The sequence below is a fragment of the Brevundimonas olei genome (genome assembly GCF_037055245.1).
Lineage (GTDB): Bacteria > Pseudomonadota > Alphaproteobacteria > Caulobacterales > Caulobacteraceae > Brevundimonas > Brevundimonas olei.
This window is the reverse complement of record NZ_CP146369.1, coordinates 280462-303537: the sequence shown is the minus strand read 5'-3', so window position 1 is coordinate 303537 and position 23076 is coordinate 280462. Positions and strand designations below refer to the sequence as shown.

The window sequence follows — 23076 nt, the reverse complement described above, 5'->3', positions numbered from 1 at the left end:
CCCTCCTGCTCAATATAGGGTTGCGCCGTGAAGCCAAAGCGCTGGATCCCGGCGTCCGCCGGGCTGAGCGGATGAAAGGATCGTGCGTGACCTGAGAACCGCCGTCGGCTAAGGCTCACGTCATGAGCGATACGCCCAAAAAAGGCTGGTTCCAGCGGCTGAGCCAAGGCCTGTCCCGGTCTTCGAAACAGATGACCGATCAGGTCGTCTCGACCTTCGTCAAGGAGCCCCTCTCAGAGGAGGCGCTGGAGCGGCTGGAAGAGCATCTGATCGAAAGCGATCTCGGTCCCGCCGCCTCGGCCCGCATCGTCGAGCGGTTCCGGACCTTACGTTTCGGCAAGACCTCGGACGAGCGCGAGGTCAAGGAGGCCCTGGCCGAGGCCGTGGCCGCCGAACTGACGCCGCGTCAGGCCAGCTTCGATCCACTGTCGGGGCCCAAGCCCTATGTGGTCCTGTTCGTGGGCGTGAACGGCTCGGGCAAGACGACGACGCTGGGCAAGATCGCCTCGGACCTGACGGCCAAGGGCGCCAAGGTGATGATCGTCGCCGGCGACACCTTCCGCGCCGCCGCCCGCGAGCAGCTCAAGGTCTGGGCCGACCGCGCCGGCGCCCATTTCGAGAGCCGCCGCGACGGCGCCGACGCCGCGGGGCTCGCCTTCGACGCCTTCACCAAGGCCAAGGAAGAAGGCTTCGACGTCGTGCTGATCGACACGGCCGGGCGGCTGCAGAACAAATCGACCCTGATGGACGAACTGCTGAAGATCGTGCGCGTGCTGAAGAAGGTCGATGCGGACGCCCCGCACGAAACCCTGCTGGTGCTGGACGCCACCGTCGGCCGCAATGCGCTGGAGCAGGAAAAGATCTTCGGCCGCACCGCCTATGTCTCGGGCGTGGTGATGACCAAGCTGGACGGCACCGCGCGCGGCGGCGTCCTGGTGCCGGTGGCCCAGGCCTCGGACGCCCCGATCAAGCTGATCGGCGTCGGCGAGGGGGTCGAGGACCTGCAACCCTTCGACGCCCGCGCGTTTTCCCGATCCCTGGTCGGGCTTGAGGACTGATCCATGACTGAAGCGACCGAAACCAAGCGCCCGCAGTGGATTCGTCAGGCCGTCGACTTCGGCGCCCTGGTCGCCTTCATGGCCGCCTATTTCATCACCCGCGACATGATCAAGGCGACCTGGGTTCTGGTCATCGCCTCGATGATCGCCCTGGCGGTAGGCTTCATCCTGGAGCGGCGCCTGGCGCCCATGCCGCTGATCACCGGCGGCTTCGCCCTGGTGTTCGGGATCCTGACCATCGTCACCGACGACGACCTGTTCGTGAAGCTGAAGCTGACGGTGCAGAACGGGCTGCTGGCCGCCGTCCTGCTGGGCTCGCTGCCGCTGAAGAAATACCCGTTCAAGGCCCTGCTGGGCTCGGCCATCAAGGTGACGGACGAGGCCTGGCGCAAGCTGACCTTCCGCTACGGCCTCTACTTCCTGGCCGTCGCCATCGCCAATGAGGTGTTCCGCAGCCCGACCGCCGTCACCGCCATCTGGTCGACGCTGAACCTGGGGACGCCCGATCCCAACGGCGTCTGGACGGCCTTCCGCGGCGTGCTGTGGATCGCGGCCTCCATCTTCGGCCTGTCGCAGGTGCCGCTGATCCTGAAGAACATGACCAAGGACGAGGAACGCGGCCCCGTCTCCCCCGACACGGGCCTCTAGGCCAGAAGCGCGCAGCATAGCGCGACCTTGTCGACGTCCCGCCTATCGGGCCTCAAGTAGGGCGAAGCCCGATAGGCCCGCCAACAATGGCCTCAAGCAGCGCGAAGCGCGATAGGCCCCAGAATAAATGTCTTCAAACCGTCAGCGTTTGCGTCGTCAAAGCGTTAAGCCGGACTGTTAGCTGTCGCAGCATCATCCGGCCACGGCCGGTATCGGGCTGTTCGGGAACGAAGACGATGATCAAGTCGGGCAAGCAGGCGAAGATCAAGGGCGGGCTGGCGGAATCGCCCAGCCACCTCATGCACCGGGCGCTGCAGCTGGCGCTGGACATCTACGCCGAGGAAGCCGGGCCGGACGGCCTGACCCAGCGTCAGTTCGCCGTGCTGGAGGCCGTGGCCGCCCGCTCGGGCCTGACGCAGACCGACCTGGTCAAGGCCACCGGCATCGACCGCTCGACCCTGGCCGACCTGGTGGCGCGCATGACGACCAAGGGTCTGCTGGAGCGCGAGCGTTCGACGCTGGACGCGCGCGCCAAGGCCGTGCGCCTGTCGCCGGCGGGTGAGACCGCCCTGCTGGCCGCCCGCCCGCGCGTCGAGGCCGCCGACAAGCGGATCATGGGCCTGCTGCCCAAGTCCAAGCGCGACAGCTTCCTGGACCTGTTGTGCAGCCTGTCCGACGCCGCCGACGCCGCTCCCGAACAGGCCCGCGCCGAAATCAAGGCGGCGAAGAAGGCCGCCAAGGAAGCCAAGAAGGCGGAGAAGGCCGCTCGCAAGGGCGACGCCAAGGCCGACGGACGCGGCAAGAAGAAGAAAAGGAGCACGACCGAAGCCGTTTCGGATCAACCGCAGACCGACGATGCAGCCGATGCCGTCGTGGTCCCGCTGAAAGGCGCAACTGAAGGCTGACCCCTTCCTATCCCGCCCGGCGTCCGCCGGGATGAGCGGGTATTGAGGGCTGTCGCCTAAACTCGAATGTCGAGCAGGGAGCCGGGGCGTTGCAGGCGCGATGTCGGCGTCGCCTGTTCGACCGGCGCAGAAACCGCCGCAGCGGGTCGCGCCGCCTCCTCAGCCGCAACCGGCGCCGCCAGCCCCATGGCCTGGCGGAAGAAGGCCGACTGGGCCGTTCTCAGGGCGTGGGCCGCACCGCCCGCCTGGGGCGGAAAGGCCGGCCGCTCGGACGAAATGGCGGACATGGCATGAAGATGCCCGCGCTTCGTCTAGATATGGTTAACATACGGTTCACCCTGTTCGGGCGATCGCCTCAGCGCGCGGGGGCGTTCAGAGCGTCGGTCAGCGTCTTCAGGTCGGCGTCGGTCAGCACCGGCCCCGACGACTTGGCCACGATGGTTCCGAAGGCGTCGACGGCGAAGCTTTCCGGCACGCCCGATACGCCCAGGTCCAGCCCGGCCCGGCCCTCGCGATCCACCAGCACCAGACGATAGGGGTCGCCCAGCTCCTGCAGGAAGGCGTCGGTGGCGACCGGGTCGTCCTTGTAGGCCACGCCGACCACCGCGACGCCCTGTTCCTTCAGCTTCATCAGCTGCGGATGCTCCAGACGACACGGCGCGCACCAGCTGGCGAAGACATTGACGATCATCGGCTTGCCCACGCCCGCCGTCTTCAGGTCCAGAAGGTCGCTGCCGGCCTTGCCGTCGACCAGAATGGGCAGGACCGTCGTTTCCGGGATCGGCTGGCCGACCAGGGCGTCGGGGCGATAGGTCGGCCCGGCGGCGGGATCGCCCGCCATCCGGTCCATCTGGGTCATCAGAAAGGCCGCCAGGGCGACCAGGACCACGATGGGAAGAAGAGCCAGCCAGCGCTTCATTTGCGCGCGGCCTCCAGCCGGGCCAGCTCGCGCTTCCAGCGGCGGGCCGCGATCAGGGCGCGGGCCGACAGGGCGGCCAGGACCACGGCGCTGATCCCCCAGGCGGGCCAGACGAAGGCGCCGTAGGGGCTCATGTCCAGATCAAACACGCAGAACCTCCATCAGGCTTCCAGCGCCGCGCGGGCGCGAAGAGTCAGAACGCGGCGGCGCCGCACCTCGGTCCTGATCGACGTCAGCCAGATCGCCCCGAACAGCACCGCATAGGCCGCCATCATGGTCAGAAGCGCGGGCAGGAAGACCGGATCGACGCTGGTCCCGCCCGAGCGCAGCAGGGAGGCGGGCTGGTGCAGGGTGTTCCACCAGTCGACCGAAAACTTCACGATCGGCAGGTTGATCAGGCCGACCAGACCCAGCACCGCCGCCGCCCGCGCCGCCTTGGCCTCATCGTCGATCGAGGCGCGCAGGGCCATGTAGCCGAGGTAGAAGAGGAACAGCACCAGCACGCTGGTCAGGCGCGCGTCCCACACCCACCACGTCCCCCACATCGGCTGGCCCCACAGGGAGCCGGTGACGAGCGCCAGGGCCGTGAAGGCCGCGCCCGGCACCGCCGCCGCCCGCGCCGCCGCATCGGCCAGCGGATGGCGGAACACCAGGGCGAAGAAGCTGGACACGCCCAGCGCCCCATAGGCCATCAGGCCCAGGCTGGCGGCCGGAACGTGGATGAACATGATGCGGACGGTGTCGCCCTGCTGATAATCGGCGGGCGCGGTGAAGCTGAACCAGGTCCCCGCCAGCAGCAGGCCGAGCGCGCAGATCCACAGCACCGGGACCAGGGGGCCGGTGAAGCGCATGAAGCGGTCGGGATTGGCGAGGCCGAACATGGTCCGCCGATTACGCGGCCCAGCGCCCCACGGCAAGCGGGCGCGGCGTCCGACCCTTTGTCGCGGCTCTTCTCTTTCTTTCCGTCATCCTCGGGCTTGTCCCGAGGACCCAGTGCGGAGCCATCCCTGTCGGTGAGCCGCCTTCACGCCTACGCTGGAACAGCCTGTCGTCCCGCATCGCCGGACCATGGGCCCTCGGGACAAGCCCGAGGGTGACGATGTTTGAGCCCCGCGCCTCTTTAAAGGCTCAGGCCGTGCCGGGCCGCCAGGTCCTCCAGTCCGACCATCGGGCGCGGACCCCAGTGGCCGATGACCTCCGACGCCGCCAGCGAGCCCAGCGCCCCGGCCTGGGCCAGGCCCAGGCCGCGCGACAGGCCCAGCAGCACGCCTGCGGCGTACTGATCGCCGGCGCCGGTGGTGTCGACGACCTTCTCGACGGGATAGGCTTCGACCTCGACCCGCTCGGCTCCGCGGAACAGCACCGAACCGGCGGCGCCGCGCGTCACGGCCGCGACCTCGACGATGCGGCCCAGGTGGGCGGCGCCGTAGTCGAAATTCTCGGTCTCGAACAGGGCGTGCAGCTCGGCCTCATTGGCCAGGACGATGTCGGCCGAGGTCTCGATGAACTCCAGCAGCTCGGCGCGCCAGCGATGCACGACGAAACTGTCCGACAGGGTGATGGCGACCTTGCGGCCCGCCGCATGGGCGGCGGCGGCGGCGGCCTCGAAGGCGGCGCGGGCCGGAGCCGGATCGAACAGATAGCCTTCCAGATAGACGATGGCGCTGTCGCCGATGACGGCGGCGTCGACGTCCGCCGTGGTCAGCTGGTTGGCGGCGCCCAGGAAGGTGCACATGGTGCGCTGGCCGTCCGGCGTGACGTTGATGAGGCAACGGCCGGTGCCGAAACCCTTGCCGGCGCCGTCTTCCAGCGCGGGGGTGTCGAAGTGGACGCCGACAGCGCGGATGTCATGGCTGAAGACCTCGCCCAGCGTATCCTCGGCCACCTTGCCGATATAGGCCGCGCGGCCGCCGAACGAGCCGACGCCCGCCACGGTGTTGCCCGCCGAACCGCCGGACGCCTCGACCCCCGCCGCCATGGCGTCATACAGGGCCGCGCTCTGATCCTCGTCGACCAGTTGCATCGAGCCGGGAACCAGGCCCTTGGCCTCCAGGAAGGCCGGTTCGCACGGCGCCAGGACGTCGACGATGGCGTTGCCCAGGGCGCAGACGTCGAAGCGGGCGTTTTGGGCGAAGGCGGGCAGGGCTTGGGTCATGCGCGCCCCATAGCGGGGCAGACGGCCGCGCGCCAGACTTCAGACCTTCGCCGCGAGTGAAAACCGGCCTAAAGCCGTCGGACCTGTTGCAGACGGCCCTCGTCGGGCCTTTCGGAGCCGCGCCATGACCGACGTCGCCGTCCTGACCCCCGATCCGGCCGACCCCACCTATTCGACCCTGTGGCCCGGCGTGCTGGACCGGCTGGGCGAGGCGCTGGCGACGGCGGGGATCACGGCCCGCCCCACCCCATGGACCGACCATGTCGAGAACGCCCGCGCCCTGATGGACTATCCGCTGGTCCTGCCCCTGCTGGTTTGGGGCTATCATCAGGATCACGACCGCTGGCTCCAGGCCTGCACGACCTGGGCCGAGGCGGGCGCGCCCCTGGCCAATCCGGCCGAGACTCTGCGCTGGAACGCCGACAAGCGCTATCTGGCCCGCCTGTCGGAAAAGGGCGTCGCCGTCCCGCAGACGATCTTCGCCGACCACGTCGACGCTGCGGTTCTGGAAGCCGCCTTCGCCGCGACCGGCGCCGAGACCCTGATCGTCAAGCCCACCGTCTCGGGCGGCGCCTGGCGCACCCTGCGGGTGACGGCGGGCGATCCGCTGGACATGGCCCTGGCCAACGCCCCCGTCGGCGGCACGATGATCCAGCCCTACCTCAAGGCCATCGAGACGGAGGGCGAGACCTCCCTGCTCTATTTCGGCGGCGAGCTGAGCCATGTGGTGAACAAGCGCCCCGGCGCGGCGGGGGAGTTCCGCATCCAGACCCAGTACGGCGGCCGCTATCAGGCGCTGGACGTCGCGCCGCAGGGCGCGCTGGATCTGGCCGAACGCACCCTGGCCGCCATCGGCGAGGACCTGCTCTACGCCCGCATCGACATGACGCTGAACGCCGACGGCGACTGGGTGCTGATGGAGGCGGAACTGATCGAACCGGACTTCTACCTGGCCGCCGCGCCGGACGCCCGCGCCCGCTTCGGCCAGGCGGTGCGGGCCCGACTGGAGCGCTAAAACACGGTCGTCACCCTCGGGCTTGTCCCGAGGGCCCATGGCACGACTAAGCTGGCGCCTACCGCCCTTACGCTCATGCGCAACAGCCCCGCTGCAGCGTTCTGGTTACGAATGGGCCCTCGGGACAAGCCCGAGGGTGACGGCTTCTTAAATTATCCCCCCATGAAGCTGGCGCGCGACGGGCACAGGTCGGAGATCACGCAAGCGCCGCACTTCGGCCGCTGCGCCAGACAGGTGTAGCGGCCGTGCAGGATCAGCCAGTGGTGCGCCTTGGGCAGCCAGGCCTCGGGCACCACCTGGTGCAGTTGCGCCTCCACCTTGTCCGGCGTCGCCGCATTGGCCAGCCCCAGCCGATGCGAGACGCGGAAGACGTGGGTGTCCACCGCAATGGCCGGCTCGATCCCCAGTTCGTTCAGAACCACGCTGGCGGTCTTGCGCCCCACGCCGGGCAGGGCCTGCAGGTCGGCGCGGTTCAGCGGAACCTCGCCGCCGTGCTTCTCGACCAGCATCCGCGCGGCGGCGATGACGTTCTTCGCCTTGGTGCGATACAGGCCGATGGAGGCGATCAGGGGGATCAGCCCCTCCTCGCCCAGGGCCAGCATCTTCTGCGGCGTGTCGGCGATGGCGAACAGGGCCTTGGTCGCCTTGTTCACCCCCACGTCCGTCGCCTGGGCCGACAGGGCGACCGCCACCACCAGGGTGTAGGGATTGACGAAGTCCAGCTCGGTCTTCGGATCGGGCATGACGCCTGACAGACGGACGAAGATCTCCTCCACCCGGTGCTCGTCCGGCGGCCAGCGGATGATCGCGCCCACGGGCGCCGTCTTCGGCTGACGCGAGCGCTTGCCTGGGGGCGGAGTCAGAGCGGCCTTCTGAACGGCCTTCTTCTGGCGGGAGGCGGATTTCAACGGAGCCATGCCTCCGCTTCGCCTTCCGCGGGCGCGTCGTCAACGTCGCGTACGCGCCGCGCTGCGACAAAAAATCGCAGTCGCGCCTTGTATTCTGGACATCGGCGTCCATTTTACGCCCCGAAATCGAAGCGAGCTGTCTCCTCCATGGCCCTCCCCGCCCTGCTCAAGAAGCGCCTGCCCCTGATCGTCGCCGGCGTGGTCGGCGTGGGCCTCATCGTCGGGGGGCTCGTCTGGTGGCAGGGCAAGCAGCGCTGGGAAGGCACCGACAACGCCTTCGTCCAGGCCGACACCGTGGCCGTCAGCCCGCGCATCAGCGGCGAGGTGGTCGAAGTCCTGGTCAAGGACAACCAGCGCGTCGAGGCGGGCCAGGTTCTGGTCCGACTGGATGATGCGGACGCCCGCGCCGCCCTGGCCCAGGCCGAAGCCAATCTGGCGGCCCTGACCGCCGCCGTGGCCAATGTCGACGCCCGCGCCCAGCAGGAGCAGGCGACCATCGCCGCCCGCGCCGCCGCCGTGACCCAGGCCCAAGCCCAGGCGAACCTGGCCCGCGCCGAGGTCGACCGCTACGGCAAGCTGGCCGATCAGGGCTGGGTGTCGCAGCAGCGCATCGAGACCCAGCGCGCCACGGCCGAGACCGCCCGCGCCTCGGTCGCCCAGGCCCAGGCCGACCTGACCGCCCAACAGCGCACCGCCGCCGTCCTCGGCTCGACGCGCGAACAGAGCGTGGCCGCCGTCGAACAGGCCCGCGCCTTGGTCGATCAGGCCAGACTGACCTTGGACCGCACCCTGATCCGCGCCCCCGTGGCCGGCGTCGTCGGCGCGCGCGGCGTGCGCATCGGACAGGTGGTGCAGGCGGGCGGCCCGCTGATGTCGGTGGTGCCGCTGCAGGACGTCTATGTCGTCGCCAACTTCAAGGAGACCCAGGTCGGACGGATGCGGCTGGGCCAGGAGGTCGAGATCAAGGCCGACGCCTTCCCCGGCCGGTCGCTGCACGGCCGTATCGACAGCTTCGCCCCGGCCACCGGCTCGGAATTCGCCCTGATCCCGGTCGAGAACGCCACCGGCAACTTCACCAAGATCACCCAGCGCGTGCCCGTTCGCATCGTCGTCCAGCGCGACGCCTCGGGCCGCCCCATCGTCCTGCGGCCCGGCCTGTCGGTCGAGGTCAAAGTCGACCTGAAGAGCCAGGGCGGCGCCGCCTTCGCCGAGGCCCATCCGGGCGAGACGGCCCTGGCTATGGCCGCCTCTCCGAGCCAGGCCCTGAGCGCGTCACCGAGCTCGGCCCGGTGAGCGAGGCGGCGCCCCCGGCCGCGGCGGCGCCCGCCGCCCAGAGCGGGACGAAACAGACCGGGATGAAACAGGCCGAGATCAACTGGACCGCCCTGCTGCTCGGCTTCGCCGGCATGGTCATCGGCCAGTTCATGGCCATTCTCGACATCCAGATCGTCGCCGCCTCCCTGCCGCAGATTCAGGCGGGCGTCGGCGCCTCGGCCGATGAGATCAGCTGGATCCAGACCGCCTATCTGATCCCTGAGGTCGTGATGATCCCCCTGTCGGGCTATCTGTCGCGGCTGTGGGGGACGCGAATCGTCTTCATGGCCTCCTGCACCGGCTTCCTGATCATGAGCGTGATGGTCGGGCTGTCGTCGTCGATCGAGATGATGATCCTGTTCCGCGCCCTTCAGGGGTTCGTCGGCGGAGCCATGATCCCCACCGTCTTCGCCGTCGCCTTCACCGCCTTCCCGCCCGAGCGGCGCGTGACCGCCAGCGTCATCATGGGGCTGATCGTCACCCTGGCCCCGACCGTCGGCCCGACCCTGGGCGGCCATCTGACCGAGCAGTTGAGCTGGCACTGGCTGTTCTTCATCAACGTCTTCCCCGGCGTGATCGTCCTGTTCCTGGTCGGGCGCTACGCCCATTTCGACAAGGGCGACGCCAGCCTGGCCAAGGGGTTCGACTGGTGGGGCCTGGGCCTGATGGCCGCCTTCCTGATGAGCCTGCAGTTCGTGCTGGAGGAAGGCGCCAAGGAAAACTGGTTCGAGGACGACAACATCCTGCTGCTCAGCGTCATCGCCGCGATCTGCGGTCCGGCCTTCATCTGGCGCTCGCTGACCTACCGCAATCCGATCGTGGAGTTGCGCGCCTTCGGCAACCGCAACTTCGTGGTGGGGGTACTGATGACCTTCATCGTCGGCGCGGCCCTGTTCGGCGGCACCTTCCTGTTGCCGCTGTTTCTCGGCCGGGTGCGCGAGTATTCAGCGGCCGAGGTCGGCACCACCATGATCGTGTCGGGCCTGGCCATGTTCGCCACCGCCCCCTTCGCCGGGCGGCTGGTGCGGCTGGTCGACGCCCGCATCCTGATGTTCGTCGGCTTCATCCTGGCGGCCTGGGGCATGTGGGACGCCCGCCTGGTCACCGACGAATGGGGGTTCTGGGAATTCGCCGGCGTCCAGGCCATGCGCGGCTGCGGCGTCATGATCGCCATGATCGCCTCGCAGCAGGTGACGATGGCCACCCTGCCGCCGCACATGGTCAAGAACGCCTCGGGCCTGGTCAATCTGGCCCGCAACGTCGGCGGCGCCTTCGGCCTGGCCACGCTGAACACCGCCCTGACCCACAACACCGCCCTGCACATGGTCGAACTGACCAGCGCCATCGACCAGACCCATCAGGGGATGCGCGCCATGATCGCCGGCCTGACCGAGCGCTTCTCGGGCTCGATCGACCCCCAGGCCTCCGCGATGAAGGCCGTGTACGGCCTGTTGCAGAAGCAGGCGACGACGATGGCCTTCGGCGACGCCTTCGCCCTGCTGGCCGTCGGCTGCGCCTGCGCGGCCTTCCTGACCCTGTTGTCCCAACCGGTGAAGAGCGTCCCTTCGCCCGAAGCCTCCGAGATTCACTGATGCCCCGCGCCCTCGGCCAGATCGATGAATACAAGAGCCGCGCCATCCTGCGCGCCGCCGCCGAACTGTTCAGGGAGAAGGGAGCCAAGGTCTCCATGGCCGAGGTCGCGCGGCGCGCCGGCGTGTCCAAACAGACCCTCTACAACCGCTACCCGACCAAGACGGCCATCGCCCGCGACCTGGCGGCGCAACGCTCCGAGGAGACCGTCGCCCCCCTCGCCTCGAACCTGGATGTCGAAACCGCCCTGGCGGCCCTGGCCGAGACCCTGATCCGTCGCGTCTGCATCGAGGGCCGCGGCGTCGCCCTGCGCGGCATGGCCCTGGCCTCGCCCGAGGCCCCCGAGCTGGCGCGCGCCGTCTATGACGCCGGTCCCGGCCAGAACCTGCGCCGCCTGGCCGTCTGGCTGGAGGAGCAGGACCGCCTGGGCCGCCTGTCCGCGCCCGATCCCGTCGCCGCCGCCGAGATGTTCACCGGCATGGTCCTGGGCCACGGCCACCTGCGTTCGGTCCTGGGCCTGCCCCATCCAGCGATCGACGACATCCCCGCCCGCGCCCGCGAGGCCGCCCGTCGTTTCGTCCGCGCCTTCGCGCCGGAATAGACGCGCGCCCAAGTTGGCCCTGGGGGCGGATCAGCGTAAAGCCGCCCCCCAATCCCCTCACCTTCCGTCCGCCGGAGCTTTTCCATGCTGATCCACCTGTCGTCCTGGCCCGAGATCGACGCGCGCCTGAAGTCCGGCGCCCTGCTGTCCAAGACGGTGATCGTGCCGATCGGCTCGAACGAGCAGCATGGACCGACGGGCCTGCTGGGCACCGACTGGCTGTGCCCCGAGATCATCGCCCACGCGGCGGAGAAGGGCGACGACAGCCTGGTCGTCACGCCGACCTTCAACATCGGCATGGCCCAGCACCACCTGGCGTTTCCCGGCACCATCACCCTGCGCCCGTCGACCTTCATGGCGGCCATCGCCGACTGGGTGTCGTCGCTGACGCGCCACGGCTTCGAGCGCATCTATTTCCTCAACGGCCACGGCGGCAACGTCGCCACCATCGAAGCCGCCTTCGCCGAGATCTACGCCGACTGGTCCTTCACGCCCGAGCCCTGGGCCGAGCGCCCGCCCTTCGTGCTGAAGCTGCGCAACTGGTGGGATCTGCCGGGCGTGCAGAAGCTGTGCGAGGACATCTTCCCGACGGGCCACGGCAGCCACGCCACCCCGTCCGAGATCGCCGTGACCCAGGCCGGCTATCCCGACCGGATCAAGACCGCCGCCTATGAGCCGAAGATCGCCCCCTTCGGCCCGATCCGCGACGCCAACGACTATCGCGCCCGCTTCCCCGACGGCCGCATCGGCTCGGACCCGGCCCAGGCCACCCCGGAAAAGGGCCAGCGCATCATCGACGCCGCCGTTCCGGCCCTGATCCGCGACCTGACCGACTTCGCGCAAGAAGTCTTGCCGGTCGCCTGAAACCAGCCCAGGGTCTGCATATGAGCCCCATGCAGAAGACGGCCCGCAGCGCCCTGCGCAACGCCCAGGCCGGTCAGGAACTGGCCCAGGCCTCGGCCGCCGTCATCTCGCGGCGGTTCGAGATCATGGGCGAGGCTCTGGCCGATCCCCTGCGCGCCGACCACGCCGAACTGGGCCGCATGGGCGCGGAGAAGGTCGAGGCCATGACGGCCTCGGCCGGGGCCGCCTGCGCCGGCGCGCTGGACCTGGCCGAACGCGCCGGGCGTCTGGCCGCGCGCGAGGGGGCAGAGGCCGCCGACTGCCTAACCAAACTGGCCCGCGCCGACACGCCCTTCGCCTTCGCCGCCGCCCAGACGGACTGGGCCATGGGCGCCTGGAGCCGGGCGATGCACGACGGCTGGTCCTTCTACGGCGCGGCGCTGAAGGCGCAGGGGCGCGCCCTGGCCCCCGTCCACGCCACGGCCACGGCCAATGCGCGACGCCTGAAGCGCTGACCTCGCGCGGGCGTGATGGAACGCCCGGCGCTGTCGCCGGATTGCCTTTGCATCCATGCGGAGGAGATCACCATGGCCGAGAAAGACCCCAAAGACCCCCACCCCGGCATGATGGGCGACGGCACCGAGGAGCAGAACCTCAACCAGCCCGGCGACCCCTCCAAGCGGATCACCGAGGAAGAGGTCGACGAAGCCTTCACCAAGGATCCCAAGCTAGTCCCGAAGGAATAGGGCTCTAGCGTCCCTTCTGCCCTTACGCCGTGCGGATGACCCCGCCCCTGGCCTCGACCGGCCAGGGCGTCAGCTTGCCGCCCGCGCAAGGTCCGGCGACGCAGGCGCCCGACAGGGGCTCGAACGCCGCCCCGTGCCAACCGCACAGGATCAGAGACCCGTCCGGCGTCAGATAGCGGTCCAGCTCCACCGCAATGGGAAACCCCGCGTGCGGACAGCGATCCACCCAGCCCGCGACCTGACCGTCCTTCTTCACCACGAAGCCGTGGAAGAAGGCTTCGCCGATCTGCAGCACGAAGCCGCGCGATCCGGGATCGGCGATGTCCGCCTCCAGACACAGGGCCACGTTCGGCGGCGTCTTCCAGACCCGCTTGCGCTCCTGGGTTTCTGCCGCCGGACCCTCTTCGGTCACTATTCGCGCTCGGGCTTCAGCGGGCGGCTCATCAGGCTCTCGATCGCCTGATCCACCGTCAGTTCGCCCGCCAGCACCGCCGCCGTCGCCTCGCAGATCGGCGTGTCGACGCCCAGCTTGCGCGTCAGTTCGCGCACGGCCGGCGCGCTCTCATAGCCCTCGGCCACCGAGCGCTTGCCTTCCAGCGCCTGCTCGACGCTGAGGCCCTGACCCAGGGCCAGACCCAGGCTCATGTTGCGCGACTGCGGGCTGGAGCAGGTCAGCACCAGATCGCCTAGGCCGCACAGGCCCGCCACCGTCTCGGCCTTGCCGCCCAGGGCCGTGGCCACGCGGACGATCTCGGCGAAGCCGCGGGTGATGACGGCGGCGTGGGCGCTGCGGCCCAGTTCGCGCCCCTCGACGATGCCGCAGGCGATGGCCAGGACGTTCTTCAGCGCCCCGCCCGTCTCGGCCCCGATCAGGTCGTCGGCGTAGTAGGGCCGGAAGACCGGCCCCGACAGAGCGCCCGCCAGGGCCTCGGCCATGGCCGCGTCGGCGCAGGCCAAGGTCACGGCGCTGGGCAGGCCGCGCGCCACCTCGGCGGCGAAGCTCGGGCCCGACAGCACGGCGGCCGTGGCGGACGGAATCGTCTCGGCCAGCACGTCGGTCATCAGTTTCAGCGAGCCGCGCTCGATACCCTTGGAGCACAGGATGATGGGCAGACCCGGCCGGGCGTAAGTCGCGAAGGCCTGCAACGTCGCGCGCATGTGCTGGGCGGGCGGCACGGCCAGGATCAGGTCGCAGTCAGCCAGGTCCGCCAGATCCGAGGTGACGTTGATGGCCGAATCCAGCTCGACGCCGGGCAGGAAGGCGTCGTTCATCCGACGCGCGCGGATGCTCTCGATCACCTCGGGCTCGCGCGCCTGCAGGACGACGGCCAGACCCGCCGCCGCCGCGCTCTGCGCCAGGGCCGTGCCCCAGGCGCCGCCGCCAATTACGCCTGCCGTATGGAATTCCATGTCTTCTCCGGTCCCCCGACCCCCGCCGAGAGCCAGGCCGCTTAAGCCTTGGCGCCCTTGCGGCCCGTTTTCTTGTGCACAGGATCAACGCTGGCGCGCGTCTCGTCCAGAGGCCATCGCGGCCGGGCGGCGACATCGATGTCCGACGTCAGCCCTTTTTCCAGCCGCTCGGCCCCCGCCAAGGCGATCATCGCCGCATTGTCGGTGCAATAGGCCATCGGCGGCGCCAGGAAGGCGAAGCCGTGCTTCGTCGCCAGATCCTCCAGCGTCCGCCGGATCGTCTTGTTGGCGGCCACGCCTCCAGCCACCACAAAGAGGCGATGCTCATGCGCCTCGGCGTAATCCTTCATCGCCCGCTCGGAGCGTTCGGCCAGCTGGCGCGCGATGGCCTTCTGCACCGCATCGGCCAGATCAGCCCGATCCTGCTCCGTCTCGCAGGTCTGAGCCAGACGCGACGCCGCCGTCTTCAGCCCCGAGAAGGAGAAGTCGCAGTCCTTCCGCCCCAACAACGCTCTCGGCAGCTCGAACCGCGCCCCGTCGCCGGACGCCGCCAGCTTCTCCAGCGCCGGTCCGCCCGGATAGCCCAGCCCCATAGCCTTGGCGATCTTGTCGAAGGCCTCGCCCGCCGCGTCGTCGATGGTCGTGCCCAATCGGCTCATGTCGCCGATGCCGCGCACCTCCAGCAGCTGGCAGTGCCCGCCCGAGACCAGCAGCAGCAGGAAGGGATAGGCCGTCTCCGCCCCCAGCCGCGCCGACACCGCATGACCTTCCAGATGGTTGACCGCGATCAGCGGCAGCCCCCGCGCCAGCGCCGCCGCCTTGCCGTAGGACAGGCCCACCATGACCCCGCCGACTAGGCCCGGCCCCGCCGTCGCCGCCACGCCGTCCAGCGCGCTCCAGTCCAGCCCGGCCTCGGCCATGGCCCGGCGCGTCACGCCGTCGATCATCTCCACATGGCTGCGCGCGGCGATTTCCGGCACCACCCCGCCATAGGCCGCGTGGTCGTCGATCTGGCTGTGGATGACGCTGGACAGCACCTCGGCGCCCGCCGCCGACAGCCGCACCACCGAAGCGGCGGTCTCGTCGCAGCTGGTCTCGAGGCCCAGCACGGTCAATCCGTCCGACCGTCGTTCGGTTGCCCCGTCCGTCGCCCTGCTATAGTCCGCGTCCATCTTCATTGGGCGGAGTTAGCGACCCGCCCCCTCTTTCGCAACGGCGTCTCGACGTGACTCAACCTCTCCTGCGCATCGGCACCCGACGTTCGCGCCTGGCCCTGGCCCAGTCCGGCATGATGCAGCGCGCCATCGGCCGCGCCCTGGGCGTGCCCGACGCCGAGGTCGAAACCCTGGTCCCTCTGGTCGAGATCGTCACCACCGGCGACCGCATCCAGGACCGTCGCCTCCTGGAGGTCGGCGGCAAGGCCCTGTTCACCAAGGAGATCGAGGAAGCCCTGCTCGACGGCCGCGTCGACGTCGCCGTCCACTCGATGAAGGACGTCCCCGCCGAACAGCCGCCCGGCCTGGCCATCGCCGCCGTGCCCGAGCGCGAAGACCCCCGCGACGCCTTCATCAGCGACCATTACGCGACCTTCGCCGACCTGCCGCAGGGCGCCCGCTTCGGCACCGCCTCCCTGCGCCGACAGGCGCAGGCGCTGGCCCTGCGCCCCGACCTGAACATCGAAATGCTGCGCGGCAACGTCGACACCCGGCTGAAGCGACTGCGCGACGGCGACTTCGACGCTATCCTGCTGGCCTGTTCCGGCCTCAACCGTCTCGGCCTCGGCGAGGTCATCCGTCAGCGCCTGCCGCTGGACGCCTTCCTGCCCGCGCCGGGCCAGGGCGCCCTGGCCCTGCAGACGCGTGAGGGCGACGTCGACGCCGCCTGGACCCGCGCCCTGAACCACGCCCCCACCGCCCTCGCCGTCGCCGCCGAGCGCGGGGCCATGGCGGCGCTGGAAGGCTCCTGCCGCACCGCCATCGGCGCCTACGCTCACATCGCGGATGGCCGCCTGCACCTCAGCACCGAAATGCTCAGCCCCGACGGGGCGAACCGCTGGACCCGCTCGGGCGATATCACCGCAGACGCCGATCACGCCGCCGCCCGCGCCTTGGGCCTCGACCTCGGCGGTCAGGTCCAGACCGTCGCCGGCGACCAGAAGATCGCGCTCTAGGGCCATGACGCCGATCCGCCGCGTCTGGGTCACGCGCGCCGAGCCGGGCGCCGCCCGCACGGCGGACCGGCTGACGGCGCTGGGCTTCACCCCGCTCGTCGCGCCCCTGTTGACGCTGGCGCCCCTGCCCGGCGCCCTCGACGCCGCCCCTTCGCCCGACGCCGTCGCCGTCCTCGCCCTAACCAGCCCCAACGGCGTCGAAGCCTTCGCCTCACTGATCCCGCGCTTTCGCGACCACCCCGTCTTCGCCGTCGGCGACGCCACGGCCGAAGCCGCCCGCGCGGCGGGCTTCGCCGACGTCCGCTCGGCCTCCGGCGACATCCACGCCCTGGCCCGCCTGATCGCCGCCGAAGCCCCGCCCGGCCCGCTCTTGGCGCCCGGCGCGCGCGAACCTGCGGGCGACCTGCCCGACCTGCTGCCGGACCGCCCAGTCCAGCGCCTGCCCGTCTACGCCGCCGTCGAGACCCACGCCCCCGCGCCCGAGCCCTTCGATGCGGTCATGCTCCACTCGCCCCGCGCCGCCCGGGCGCTGGCCGCCGATCTGCCGCGCGCAGCCTCATCCGACCGCATCGCCATCTGCATCTCCGAAGCCGCCGCCGCGCCCCTGCATCCGTTCGATTTCACCGAAATCCGCATCGCCGCCGCCCCCGACGAACCGGCGATGCTATCGGCTCTTGGCAAGCCCGCCGCGCCCGTATAAAGAGCCCTCCTCGCTCGCTCGCGCCTTTTCGCGTGAACGACGCCGGGGCCGCTTTAGCTCAGCTGGTAGAGCACCTCATTCGTAATGAGGGGGTCAGGTGTTCGAGTCACCTAAGCGGCACCACTTCTCCTTACGTTTGTTTCGATCGCGCCGACGCCTCCGACGACGCCTGGCCTCGCGTGGGCGTCAGGCCGCCAGGGCGTGGATGGGCGCAGCCGTCGCCAGATCGGACGGGGCGAAGCTGCGGACCTCGTGGTTGCCGCGATAGAGGTCGATGCGCTCCAGGCGCGGCCAGTCGCGCGCGACCTCGGTCAGGCCGCGCACGGCCTCGATCTCTGTGGCGCCCGGCAGGACGCACAGCTCGGGCGTGATGGCCTCGGGCGTGTGGATCAGACAATAGAAGACGTCCATGGGCGCGCTCCCAACCTTCTGTCGCCGTCCCCTTGCCGAAGACTGATGACAGGGAAGCGGTTGGAAGTGCGACGCTTTGGAGAAATCGAAGCCGGGCCGGCAACAGCCTAGCTGGCGAAGAACTGCTGGGTGCCGTGGGCCTCGATGGCGGCGGCCAGGCGACCCAGGGCGTGGATATAGGCCGCCGTGCGCAGGGTGACGCCCTTGTCCTCGGCGATGGCCCAGACGGCGTCGCCCTCGGTCTCGATGATGGTCTTGAGGCGCGACTGGACCTCGTCCAGCGTCCAGTAGAAGCCCTGGCGGTTCTGGACCCATTCGAAATAGGACACCGTCACCCCGCCCGCGTTGGCCAGGATGTCGGGCAGGACCACCACGCCCTTGTCGGCCAGGATGCGGTCGCCCTCGGGCGTGATCGGACCATTGGCCAGTTCCAGCACCACCCTGGCCCGCACCGAGGCGGCGTTGCCGTCATGGATCATGTCTTCCATGGCCGAGGGGGCCACGACGTCGCAGTCGACGGCGATCAGCTCTTCAGGCGGTATGGCCTTGCCGCCGTGGTCGGCCTGGACCACCGACCGCCCGGCCGCCTTGGCCGCCAGCAAGGCGTCCAGATCCAGGCCGGAGGCGGCGTGGACGGCGCCGCCGGAATCCGACACGGCCACGATCTTCGCGCCGATGCTGCGGAACAGGCGCGCCACGTGCTGGCCGGCGTTGCCGAAGCCCTGGACGGCCACGCGCAGACCCTCGGGCGGCAGCCCCAGCCGCTCGGTCAGGTGACAGGTCAGGTAGAAGCCGCCGCGCGCCGTGGCGTCCTCGCGCCCGACCGAGCCGCCCAGGGCGATCGGCTTGCCCGTGATGACGGCGGGCGCGGCCTCGCCCTGGATGGAGGCGTATTCATCGGCCATCCAGCCCATGATCATGGCGTTGGTGTAGACGTCAGGCGCCGGGATGTCGCGATCCGGGCCGATGATGCCGGCGAAGGCCTGGACATAGGCGCGCGACAGCCGCTCCAGTTCGGCCTTGGACAGGCTCTTGGGATCGACCTGAACCGCCCCCTTGCCGCCGCCGTAGGGCAGGTTGGTCACGGCGCACTTGACCGTCATCCAAAAGGCCAGAGTCTCGACCTCCTCGGCGGTGGAGGCCGGGTGGAAGCGGATGCCGCCCTTGGTCGGACCGCGCGTGTCGTCATAGCGGCAGCGCCAGGCGAGGAAGGATTTGCGCGAGCCGTCGTCCATCCGGATCAGCAGCCGGACCTTCATCGTCTCGCGCGGATATTTCAGCTTCTCCAGAACATCGCTATCGATCTGCACGTGGCGGGCGGCCTCGTCGAGACGGGTCAGGGCCGCGTCAAGGATGTTTGGATTCGGCATTATTGTTCCAAATGTCTAGGCATTGACCCGGGAGCCAGGGCGGAAACCGGTTCATTTTTCGGGGAAGAGTGGATTTTGCTGCCACACGGAATGCTGCAACGCAAGAGTCAGGGTGCGACTGCGAAGACATCGACGAGCGCAGCAGGAGCTCCGGCCGACCCCATTCCCGCGACACAAGCCGCCTTGCACGTATAAGCATATCTTTATATGTCTGGCCGCGTTGCCGTCACGCAGGAGCCTGTCTTGGCCCGTTCGTCGTTCCTCTTCACCTCCGAGAGCGTCTCGGAAGGCCACCCCGACAAGGTCGCCGATCAGATTTCGGACGCCATCGTCGACCTGTTCCTGTCCAAGGACCCCGAGGCGCGGGTGGCCTGTGAAACCCTGACGACGACCAATCTGGTGGTGCTGGCCGGCGAGATCCGCGGCAAGGGCATCATGGATGTCGAAGGTAACTGGGCCCCCGGCGTCGAGCAGGAAATCGAGGATACGGTGCGCGGCGTGGTTCGCGACATCGGCTATGAGCAGGACGGTTTCCACTGGAAGACGCTGGAGTTCCAGAACCACCTGCACCCGCAGTCGGCCCACATCGCCCAGGGCGTCGACGCCGGCGAGGACAAGGACGAGGGCGCGGGCGATCAGGGCATCATGTTCGGCTACGCCTCGAACGAGACGCCGGAGCTGATGCCGGCCACCCTGGCCTACAGCCACAATATCCTGAAGGCCCTGGCCGAAGCCCGTCACTCGGGCAAGGAGCCGGGCCTTGAGCCTGACGCCAAGAGCCAGGTGACCCTGCACTACGAAGACGGCCGCCCGGTGCGCGCGACCTCCATCGTCGTCTCGACCCAACACAAGGCCAACCTGAGCCAGGGCCAGGTCGCGGCCATCGTGAAGCCCTATGTCGAACAGGTGCTGCCGCAAGGCTTCATCACCGCCGAGACCGAGTGGCACATCAACCCGACCGGCACCTTCGTCATCGGCGGGCCGGACGGCGACGCCGGCCTGACCGGGCGCAAGATCATCGTCGACACCTACGGCGGCGCGGCCCCGCATGGCGGCGGCGCCTTCTCGGGCAAGGACCCGACCAAGGTCGATCGCTCGGCCGCCTATGCCTGCCGCTACCTGGCCAAGAACGTCGTCGCGGCGGGTCTGGCCGACCGCTGCACCATCCAGATCAGCTACGCCATCGGCGTGTCCAAGCCCCTGTCGGTCCACGTCGACCTGCACGGCACGGGCAAGATCGACGAGGCGGTGCTGGAGCGCGAACTGCCCAGGCTGATCGGCGGCGCCTCGCCGCGCGCCATCCGCGAGCACCTGGGCCTGAACAAGCCCATCTATCGACGCAGCGCCGCCTATGGCCATTTCGGCCGCACGCCGGACGCCGACGGCGGCTTCTCCTGGGAGAGGACCGACCTGGTCGACCAGCTCAAGGCTCTGGCCGCCTGACCTCCTTAAGCGGCTGATAACACAGCTTGAAACCGGGGCGTCGCGGATCTGTTCGCGGCGCCCTCGACGCATTCGGGAGGCGACGCCGCCATCGCGCCCTCAATCGCACACTTGCATCGCGGCGCGTCTGGTCCTTTAAGCGCGCCAAACCGCCTCCCCCGCCTTCTGACATGGCTCCTGAAAGGACTCCCCGACCGATGAGCAAGCCCGCCCCCAAGAAAGTCGTCCTCGCCTATTCGGGCGGGCTGGACACGTCGATCATCCTGAAGTGGCTGCAGACGGAATATAACGCCGAGGTGGTGACCTTCACCGCCGACCTGGGCCAGGGTGAAGAACTCGCCCCCGCCAAGGAGAAGGCGCTGAAGCTGGGCATCAAGCCCGAGAACATCTTCATCGACGACCTGCGCGAGGAGTTCGTGCGCGACTTCGTCTTCCCGATGTTCCGCGCCAACACCGTCTATGAGGGCCAGTATCTGCTAGGCACCTCGATCGCCCGTCCGCTGATCTCCAAGCGCCAGATCGAGATCGCGCGTCAGGTCGGCGCCGACGCCGTCTGTCACGGGGCCACCGGCAAGGGCAACGACCAGGTCCGCTTCGAGCTCGGCTACTACGCCCTTGAGCCCGACATCCGCGTCATCGCCCCCTGGCGCGAGTGGGACTTCAAGTCCCGCGAGGCCCTGCTGGACTTCGCCGAGAAGCACCAGATCCCCATCTCCAAGGACAAGCGCGGCGAGGCCCCCTTCTCGGTTGACGCCAACCTTCTGCACTCCTCGTCCGAGGGCAAGGTGCTGGAAGACCCGGCCGTCGAGGCGCCCGAGTTCGTGCACCAGCGCACCATCTCGCCGGAAGCCGCGCCCGACACGCCGACCGTCATCACCATCACCTATGAAAAGGGCGATCCGGTCGCCATCGACGGCGAGGCCCTGTCACCCGCCGCCCTGCTGACGAAGCTGAACCAGCTGGGCCACGACAACGGCGTCGGCCGTCTGGACCTGGTCGAGAACCGCTTCATCGGCATGAAGTCGCGCGGCGTCTATGAGACCCCCGGCGGCACGATCATGCTGGCCGCCCACCGCGGCATGGAGTCGATCACCCTGGATCGCGGCGCCATGCACTTGAAGGACGAGCTGATGCCGAAATACGCCTCGCTCATCTACAACGGCTTCTGGTTCAGCCCCGAGCGCGAGATGCTGCAGGCCGCCATCGACCACAGCCAGCAGAAGGTCTCGGGCGTTGTCCGCGTGAAGCTCTACAAGGGCAACGTCACCGTTATCGGCCGCGAGAGCCCCAACAGCCTCTACGACCAGGACCTGGTGACCTTCGAGGAAGGCGTCCAGGCCTACGACCACAAGGACGCCGAAGGCTTCATCAAGCTGAACGCCCTGCGCCTGCGCGTCCTGGCCAAGCGGGACGGCCAGAAGGGCTAAAACGCCCTCCTGAAACCCAAGCCTACCGGGGCCGGGCGATTCTCAGGATCGCCCGGCTTCTGTCATCCGTGACCCAGATGGAGCCGTCCGGCGCCGTCGCCATCGTCACCGGCGAGCCGCGCGGATGGCGCCCGGCGACCTTGTCCCAGCCCGGCGTCAGCACCTTGCCGTTCACGCTGGGCGCCCCCGCCGGGTAGGACAGCGCCCCGCGCGGATAGATGGCGTAGCGCCCGCCGATGTCGGTCAGGGGCCGCCCGGCTTCGTCCGTCTCGACCGCCACGATGCGCCCGGCCGTGCGGCGGAAGCCGTGCCAGGTCATCAGCAGCCGTCCCTGCAACTCGGGGAACATCGCCCCGTCGTAATAGATCAGGTCCAGCGGCGCGGCGTGCGGCGGCAGCAGGGCGATCGGCCGTTCGCGCTCGTTGCAGCGCGCCTGACGCGCGGGCCAGCCCGGCAGGGGCGTGGCCAGATCGACGCAATAGGGCCAGCCGTAGTGACGCCCCTGCGTCAGCACGTTGATCTCGTCATAGGGATGATCCGGCGTGTCCAGATCGACCGAGTTCTCGGCCTGAAGCACCGTGCCCGACGGGTGCCGCACAAGGGCGATGGAGTTCCTCAGTCCGCTGGCGAAGACGCTGCTGTCTTCCGCCCAGCGGCCGTCCCCCAGATAGGCGTGGCGACGCACCTGCGCCGTCGCCGCATCTTCCACGCAGGCCCCGCGCGCGTCCGTCTTCGGCTTGCCCGCCGCGTCGAGGCAGCGGTCGCTGGGCGCCCCGACATTGACCAGCAGGTCGCCGTTCCCGTCGAAGACGAAGCTGGACAGGGGGTGGCGATTGTCGTGCAGCCGGTTGTCCGGCAGGTCGCCGATGACGGTGCGGACGCTGGCCTGCGCATCGGCGGCGTCAGGGTCCAGCGTCAGGATGCGGTTCATCTCGGACACATAGATGCGCCCGTCCGGCCCGCGCTTGACCGTGTGCGGCATCGACAGTCCGCCCGCCAGCCGTCGCCAGCGCGCCGCGCCGTCCGCCGCGAACGACAGCCGCCACACCGCCCCCTTGCCCGCCTCCCACGCCCCCAGATCGGTGACCAGCCAGTCGCCGCCGTCCAGCGGCGTCAGGCCGCGCGGCATCCGCGGCCCGTCCCGTCCCGCCCCCTGCCACACCAGCCCGAGGCAGTAACCCGGCGCCATGCGCACCCCGGTCGCGGGGCGGCCGTCGCAATCGCCCTGAACCGCATAGGCCCGCCCTCCCGCCTGGGCCCGCGCCTCGCTCGGCGTCAGGCCGGTCGATAGAGCCAGGGCGCCGACACAGGCGGCGGCGACGACGGAAACAGCGGAAAGGTTCGATTTCATCGGTCCATGCTGACGCTTGCGCTCGGCCCATGGCAAGGCCAACCTGCGGCCATCTCCGGTCGACCGGCCGGCGTATCCTTCTTGACGGCGTC

General features: G+C 69.4%; 26 protein-coding genes and 1 tRNA gene. 15 read left to right on the top strand and 12 right to left on the bottom strand.

Translation table 11 applies throughout. The features are described from left to right. Positions 1-122: 122 nt before the first annotated feature. The 3 genes from ftsY (at position 123) to V8J38_RS01455 (ending at position 2611) form a co-directional block, all read left to right on the top strand. Positions 123-1058: a signal recognition particle-docking protein FtsY gene (gene ftsY / locus V8J38_RS01465; protein WP_338577592.1), complete on the top strand. Its 936-nt coding sequence runs from the start codon at positions 123-125 to the stop codon at positions 1056-1058. Positions 1059-1061: 3 nt separating this feature from the next. Beyond that, the gene (locus V8J38_RS01460) at positions 1062-1706 is read left to right on the top strand and encodes an inner membrane-spanning protein YciB (protein ID WP_291780252.1); all 645 of its coding nucleotides are present in this window, start codon (positions 1062-1064) and stop codon (positions 1704-1706) included. Positions 1707-1942: 236 nt separating this feature from the next. After that, the gene (locus V8J38_RS01455; protein ID WP_338577589.1) at positions 1943-2611 is read left to right on the top strand and encodes a MarR family winged helix-turn-helix transcriptional regulator; all 669 of its coding nucleotides are present in this window, start codon (positions 1943-1945) and stop codon (positions 2609-2611) included. 56 nt (positions 2612-2667) lie between these two features. Here V8J38_RS01455 and V8J38_RS01450 read toward each other — a convergent pair whose 3' ends face one another. The 5 genes from V8J38_RS01450 to V8J38_RS01430 all read right to left on the bottom strand — a co-directional run bounded on the left by V8J38_RS01450 (position 2668) and on the right by V8J38_RS01430 (position 5685). Further along, complete coding sequence (locus tag V8J38_RS01450) at positions 2668-2898, bottom strand: hypothetical protein (protein WP_291780259.1); 231 nt, start codon at positions 2896-2898, stop codon at positions 2668-2670. A gap of 68 nt (positions 2899-2966) precedes the next feature. Then, complete coding sequence (locus V8J38_RS01445) at positions 2967-3530, bottom strand: DsbE family thiol:disulfide interchange protein (RefSeq protein ID WP_338577587.1); 564 nt, start codon at positions 3528-3530, stop codon at positions 2967-2969. Next, a complete protein-coding gene (gene ccmD / locus V8J38_RS01440; protein WP_338577585.1) occupies positions 3527-3679 on the bottom strand; it encodes a heme exporter protein CcmD in 153 nt (50 codons plus the stop codon). Before ccmD ends, V8J38_RS01445 begins: the two co-directional genes overlap by 4 nt. A gap of 12 nt (positions 3680-3691) precedes the next feature. Beyond that, on the bottom strand, positions 3692-4411 hold the full coding sequence (ccmC, locus tag V8J38_RS01435; RefSeq protein ID WP_291780279.1) for a heme ABC transporter permease CcmC: 720 nt from the start codon (positions 4409-4411) through the stop codon (positions 3692-3694). 239 nt (positions 4412-4650) lie between these two features. Further along, positions 4651-5685: an adenosine kinase gene (locus V8J38_RS01430; RefSeq protein ID WP_338577583.1), complete on the bottom strand. Its 1035-nt coding sequence runs from the start codon at positions 5683-5685 to the stop codon at positions 4651-4653. A gap of 124 nt (positions 5686-5809) precedes the next feature. Here V8J38_RS01430 and V8J38_RS01425 point away from each other — a divergent pair, with 124 nt between their 5' ends. Further along, positions 5810-6700: a transporter gene (locus V8J38_RS01425; protein ID WP_338577582.1), complete on the top strand. Its 891-nt coding sequence runs from the start codon at positions 5810-5812 to the stop codon at positions 6698-6700. 152 nt (positions 6701-6852) lie between these two features. On the opposite strand, the gene nth is transcribed toward V8J38_RS01425, so the two are convergent. Then, positions 6853-7617, bottom strand: a complete 765-nt coding sequence (gene nth / locus V8J38_RS01420; protein ID WP_422388306.1) for an endonuclease III — start codon at positions 7615-7617, stop codon at positions 6853-6855. Positions 7618-7755: 138 nt separating this feature from the next. Here nth and V8J38_RS01415 point away from each other — a divergent pair, with 138 nt between their 5' ends. From V8J38_RS01415 to V8J38_RS01390, 6 genes are all read left to right on the top strand, one after another. Next, entirely contained in the window at positions 7756-8901 is a 1146-nt protein-coding gene (locus V8J38_RS01415) for an HlyD family secretion protein (protein WP_338577581.1), read from the top strand. 62 nt (positions 8902-8963) lie between these two features. Next, on the top strand, positions 8964-10514 hold the full coding sequence (locus tag V8J38_RS01410; RefSeq protein WP_422388305.1) for a DHA2 family efflux MFS transporter permease subunit: 1551 nt from the start codon (positions 8964-8966) through the stop codon (positions 10512-10514). Continuing rightward, positions 10514-11113: a TetR/AcrR family transcriptional regulator gene (locus tag V8J38_RS01405; RefSeq protein WP_338577577.1), complete on the top strand. Its 600-nt coding sequence runs from the start codon at positions 10514-10516 to the stop codon at positions 11111-11113. Before V8J38_RS01410 ends, V8J38_RS01405 begins: the two co-directional genes overlap by 1 nt. Before the next feature lie 84 nt (positions 11114-11197). Further along, positions 11198-11977, top strand: a complete 780-nt coding sequence (locus tag V8J38_RS01400; protein ID WP_338577575.1) for a creatininase family protein — start codon at positions 11198-11200, stop codon at positions 11975-11977. 29 nt (positions 11978-12006) lie between these two features. Next, on the top strand, positions 12007-12471 hold the full coding sequence (locus tag V8J38_RS01395) for a phasin family protein (protein WP_338577573.1): 465 nt from the start codon (positions 12007-12009) through the stop codon (positions 12469-12471). Between the two features lie 72 nt (positions 12472-12543). Continuing rightward, positions 12544-12702 (top strand): hypothetical protein, encoded by a 159-nt coding sequence (locus tag V8J38_RS01390; RefSeq protein WP_223850640.1) that lies wholly within the window; start codon positions 12544-12546, stop codon positions 12700-12702. Positions 12703-12724: 22 nt separating this feature from the next. Here the strand turns inward: V8J38_RS01390 and V8J38_RS01385 are convergent, their stop codons facing one another. From V8J38_RS01385 to tsaD, 3 genes are read right to left on the bottom strand one after another with little or no spacing between them, the layout of a single operon-like run. Continuing rightward, positions 12725-13114: a Rieske (2Fe-2S) protein gene (locus V8J38_RS01385; RefSeq protein ID WP_291780304.1), complete on the bottom strand. Its 390-nt coding sequence runs from the start codon at positions 13112-13114 to the stop codon at positions 12725-12727. Next, on the bottom strand, positions 13114-14112 hold the full coding sequence (locus V8J38_RS01380) for an NAD(P)H-dependent glycerol-3-phosphate dehydrogenase (protein ID WP_338577569.1): 999 nt from the start codon (positions 14110-14112) through the stop codon (positions 13114-13116). The genes V8J38_RS01385 and V8J38_RS01380 overlap by 1 nt, the downstream gene beginning before the upstream one ends. A gap of 41 nt (positions 14113-14153) precedes the next feature. Next, on the bottom strand, positions 14154-15290 hold the full coding sequence (gene tsaD, locus V8J38_RS01375) for a tRNA (adenosine(37)-N6)-threonylcarbamoyltransferase complex transferase subunit TsaD (RefSeq protein ID WP_422388304.1): 1137 nt from the start codon (positions 15288-15290) through the stop codon (positions 14154-14156). 47 nt (positions 15291-15337) lie between these two features. On the opposite strand from tsaD, the gene hemC reads away from it, so the two are divergent. The 3 genes from hemC (at position 15338) to V8J38_RS01360 (ending at position 17105) form a co-directional block, all read left to right on the top strand. After that, the gene (gene hemC / locus V8J38_RS01370) at positions 15338-16282 is read left to right on the top strand and encodes a hydroxymethylbilane synthase (protein ID WP_422388303.1); all 945 of its coding nucleotides are present in this window, start codon (positions 15338-15340) and stop codon (positions 16280-16282) included. A 4-nt stretch (positions 16283-16286) separates the two neighbouring features. Further along, positions 16287-16982 (top strand): uroporphyrinogen-III synthase, encoded by a 696-nt coding sequence (locus tag V8J38_RS01365; protein ID WP_338577567.1) that lies wholly within the window; start codon positions 16287-16289, stop codon positions 16980-16982. Positions 16983-17029: 47 nt separating this feature from the next. Next, positions 17030-17105 (top strand) — tRNA-Thr (locus tag V8J38_RS01360). Between the two features lie 63 nt (positions 17106-17168). Here V8J38_RS01360 and V8J38_RS01355 read toward each other — a convergent pair. Together V8J38_RS01355 and V8J38_RS01350 are read right to left on the bottom strand one after the other, a co-directional pair. Continuing rightward, positions 17169-17393 carry an oxidoreductase gene (locus V8J38_RS01355; protein WP_338577565.1) on the bottom strand — a complete coding sequence of 75 codons (225 nt, stop codon included), beginning with the start codon at positions 17391-17393 and terminating at the stop codon, positions 17169-17171. Positions 17394-17500: 107 nt separating this feature from the next. Further along, on the bottom strand, positions 17501-18763 hold the full coding sequence (locus V8J38_RS01350; protein ID WP_338577563.1) for a Glu/Leu/Phe/Val dehydrogenase: 1263 nt from the start codon (positions 18761-18763) through the stop codon (positions 17501-17503). Positions 18764-19006: 243 nt separating this feature from the next. Here V8J38_RS01350 and metK point away from each other — a divergent pair, with 243 nt between their 5' ends. Both metK and V8J38_RS01340 read left to right on the top strand, forming a co-directional pair. Further along, positions 19007-20206: a methionine adenosyltransferase gene (gene metK / locus V8J38_RS01345; RefSeq protein WP_338577561.1), complete on the top strand. Its 1200-nt coding sequence runs from the start codon at positions 19007-19009 to the stop codon at positions 20204-20206. A 197-nt stretch (positions 20207-20403) separates the two neighbouring features. Then, complete coding sequence (locus V8J38_RS01340; RefSeq protein WP_291780334.1) at positions 20404-21633, top strand: argininosuccinate synthase; 1230 nt, start codon at positions 20404-20406, stop codon at positions 21631-21633. Between the two features lie 22 nt (positions 21634-21655). Here the strand turns inward: V8J38_RS01340 and V8J38_RS01335 are convergent, their stop codons facing one another. Further along, positions 21656-22984, bottom strand: a complete 1329-nt coding sequence (locus tag V8J38_RS01335; protein WP_338577559.1) for a PQQ-dependent sugar dehydrogenase — start codon at positions 22982-22984, stop codon at positions 21656-21658. Positions 22985-23076: the final 92 nt, after the last annotated feature.

Bases quoted from the DNA above. Each gene is read 5' to 3' on its own strand.
- V8J38_RS01355 (WP_338577565.1), bottom strand. From the start codon at position 17,393: ATGGACGTCTTCTATTGTCTGATCCACACGCCCGAGGCCATCACGCCC.
- V8J38_RS01340 (WP_291780334.1), top strand. From the start codon at position 20,404: ATGAGCAAGCCCGCCCCCAAGAAAGTCGTCCTCGCCTATTCGGGCGGG.
- V8J38_RS01430 (WP_338577583.1), bottom strand. From the start codon at position 5,685: ATGACCCAAGCCCTGCCCGCCTTCGCCCAAAACGCCCGCTTCGACGTC.
- ftsY (WP_338577592.1), top strand. From the start codon at position 123: ATGAGCGATACGCCCAAAAAAGGCTGGTTCCAGCGGCTGAGCCAAGGC.
- V8J38_RS01415 (WP_338577581.1), top strand. From the start codon at position 7,756: ATGGCCCTCCCCGCCCTGCTCAAGAAGCGCCTGCCCCTGATCGTCGCC.
- V8J38_RS01445 (WP_338577587.1), bottom strand. From the start codon at position 3,530: ATGAAGCGCTGGCTGGCTCTTCTTCCCATCGTGGTCCTGGTCGCCCTG.
- V8J38_RS01400 (WP_338577575.1), top strand. From the start codon at position 11,198: ATGCTGATCCACCTGTCGTCCTGGCCCGAGATCGACGCGCGCCTGAAG.
- V8J38_RS01455 (WP_338577589.1), top strand. From the start codon at position 1,943: ATGATCAAGTCGGGCAAGCAGGCGAAGATCAAGGGCGGGCTGGCGGAA.
- V8J38_RS01365 (WP_338577567.1), top strand. From the start codon at position 16,287: ATGACGCCGATCCGCCGCGTCTGGGTCACGCGCGCCGAGCCGGGCGCC.
- V8J38_RS01335 (WP_338577559.1), bottom strand. From the start codon at position 22,984: ATGAAATCGAACCTTTCCGCTGTTTCCGTCGTCGCCGCCGCCTGTGTC.
- nth (WP_422388306.1), bottom strand. From the start codon at position 7,617: ATGGCTCCGTTGAAATCCGCCTCCCGCCAGAAGAAGGCCGTTCAGAAG.
- ccmC (WP_291780279.1), bottom strand. From the start codon at position 4,411: ATGTTCGGCCTCGCCAATCCCGACCGCTTCATGCGCTTCACCGGCCCC.
- V8J38_RS01450 (WP_291780259.1), bottom strand. From the start codon at position 2,898: ATGTCCGCCATTTCGTCCGAGCGGCCGGCCTTTCCGCCCCAGGCGGGC.
- V8J38_RS01395 (WP_338577573.1), top strand. From the start codon at position 12,007: ATGCAGAAGACGGCCCGCAGCGCCCTGCGCAACGCCCAGGCCGGTCAG.
- V8J38_RS01380 (WP_338577569.1), bottom strand. From the start codon at position 14,112: ATGGAATTCCATACGGCAGGCGTAATTGGCGGCGGCGCCTGGGGCACG.
- V8J38_RS01405 (WP_338577577.1), top strand. From the start codon at position 10,514: ATGCCCCGCGCCCTCGGCCAGATCGATGAATACAAGAGCCGCGCCATC.
- V8J38_RS01425 (WP_338577582.1), top strand. From the start codon at position 5,810: ATGACCGACGTCGCCGTCCTGACCCCCGATCCGGCCGACCCCACCTAT.
- V8J38_RS01350 (WP_338577563.1), bottom strand. From the start codon at position 18,763: ATGCCGAATCCAAACATCCTTGACGCGGCCCTGACCCGTCTCGACGAG.
- tsaD (WP_422388304.1), bottom strand. From the start codon at position 15,290: ATGAAGATGGACGCGGACTATAGCAGGGCGACGGACGGGGCAACCGAA.
- V8J38_RS01390 (WP_223850640.1), top strand. From the start codon at position 12,544: ATGGCCGAGAAAGACCCCAAAGACCCCCACCCCGGCATGATGGGCGAC.
- V8J38_RS01410 (WP_422388305.1), top strand. From the start codon at position 8,964: ATGAAACAGGCCGAGATCAACTGGACCGCCCTGCTGCTCGGCTTCGCC.
- V8J38_RS01460 (WP_291780252.1), top strand. From the start codon at position 1,062: ATGACTGAAGCGACCGAAACCAAGCGCCCGCAGTGGATTCGTCAGGCC.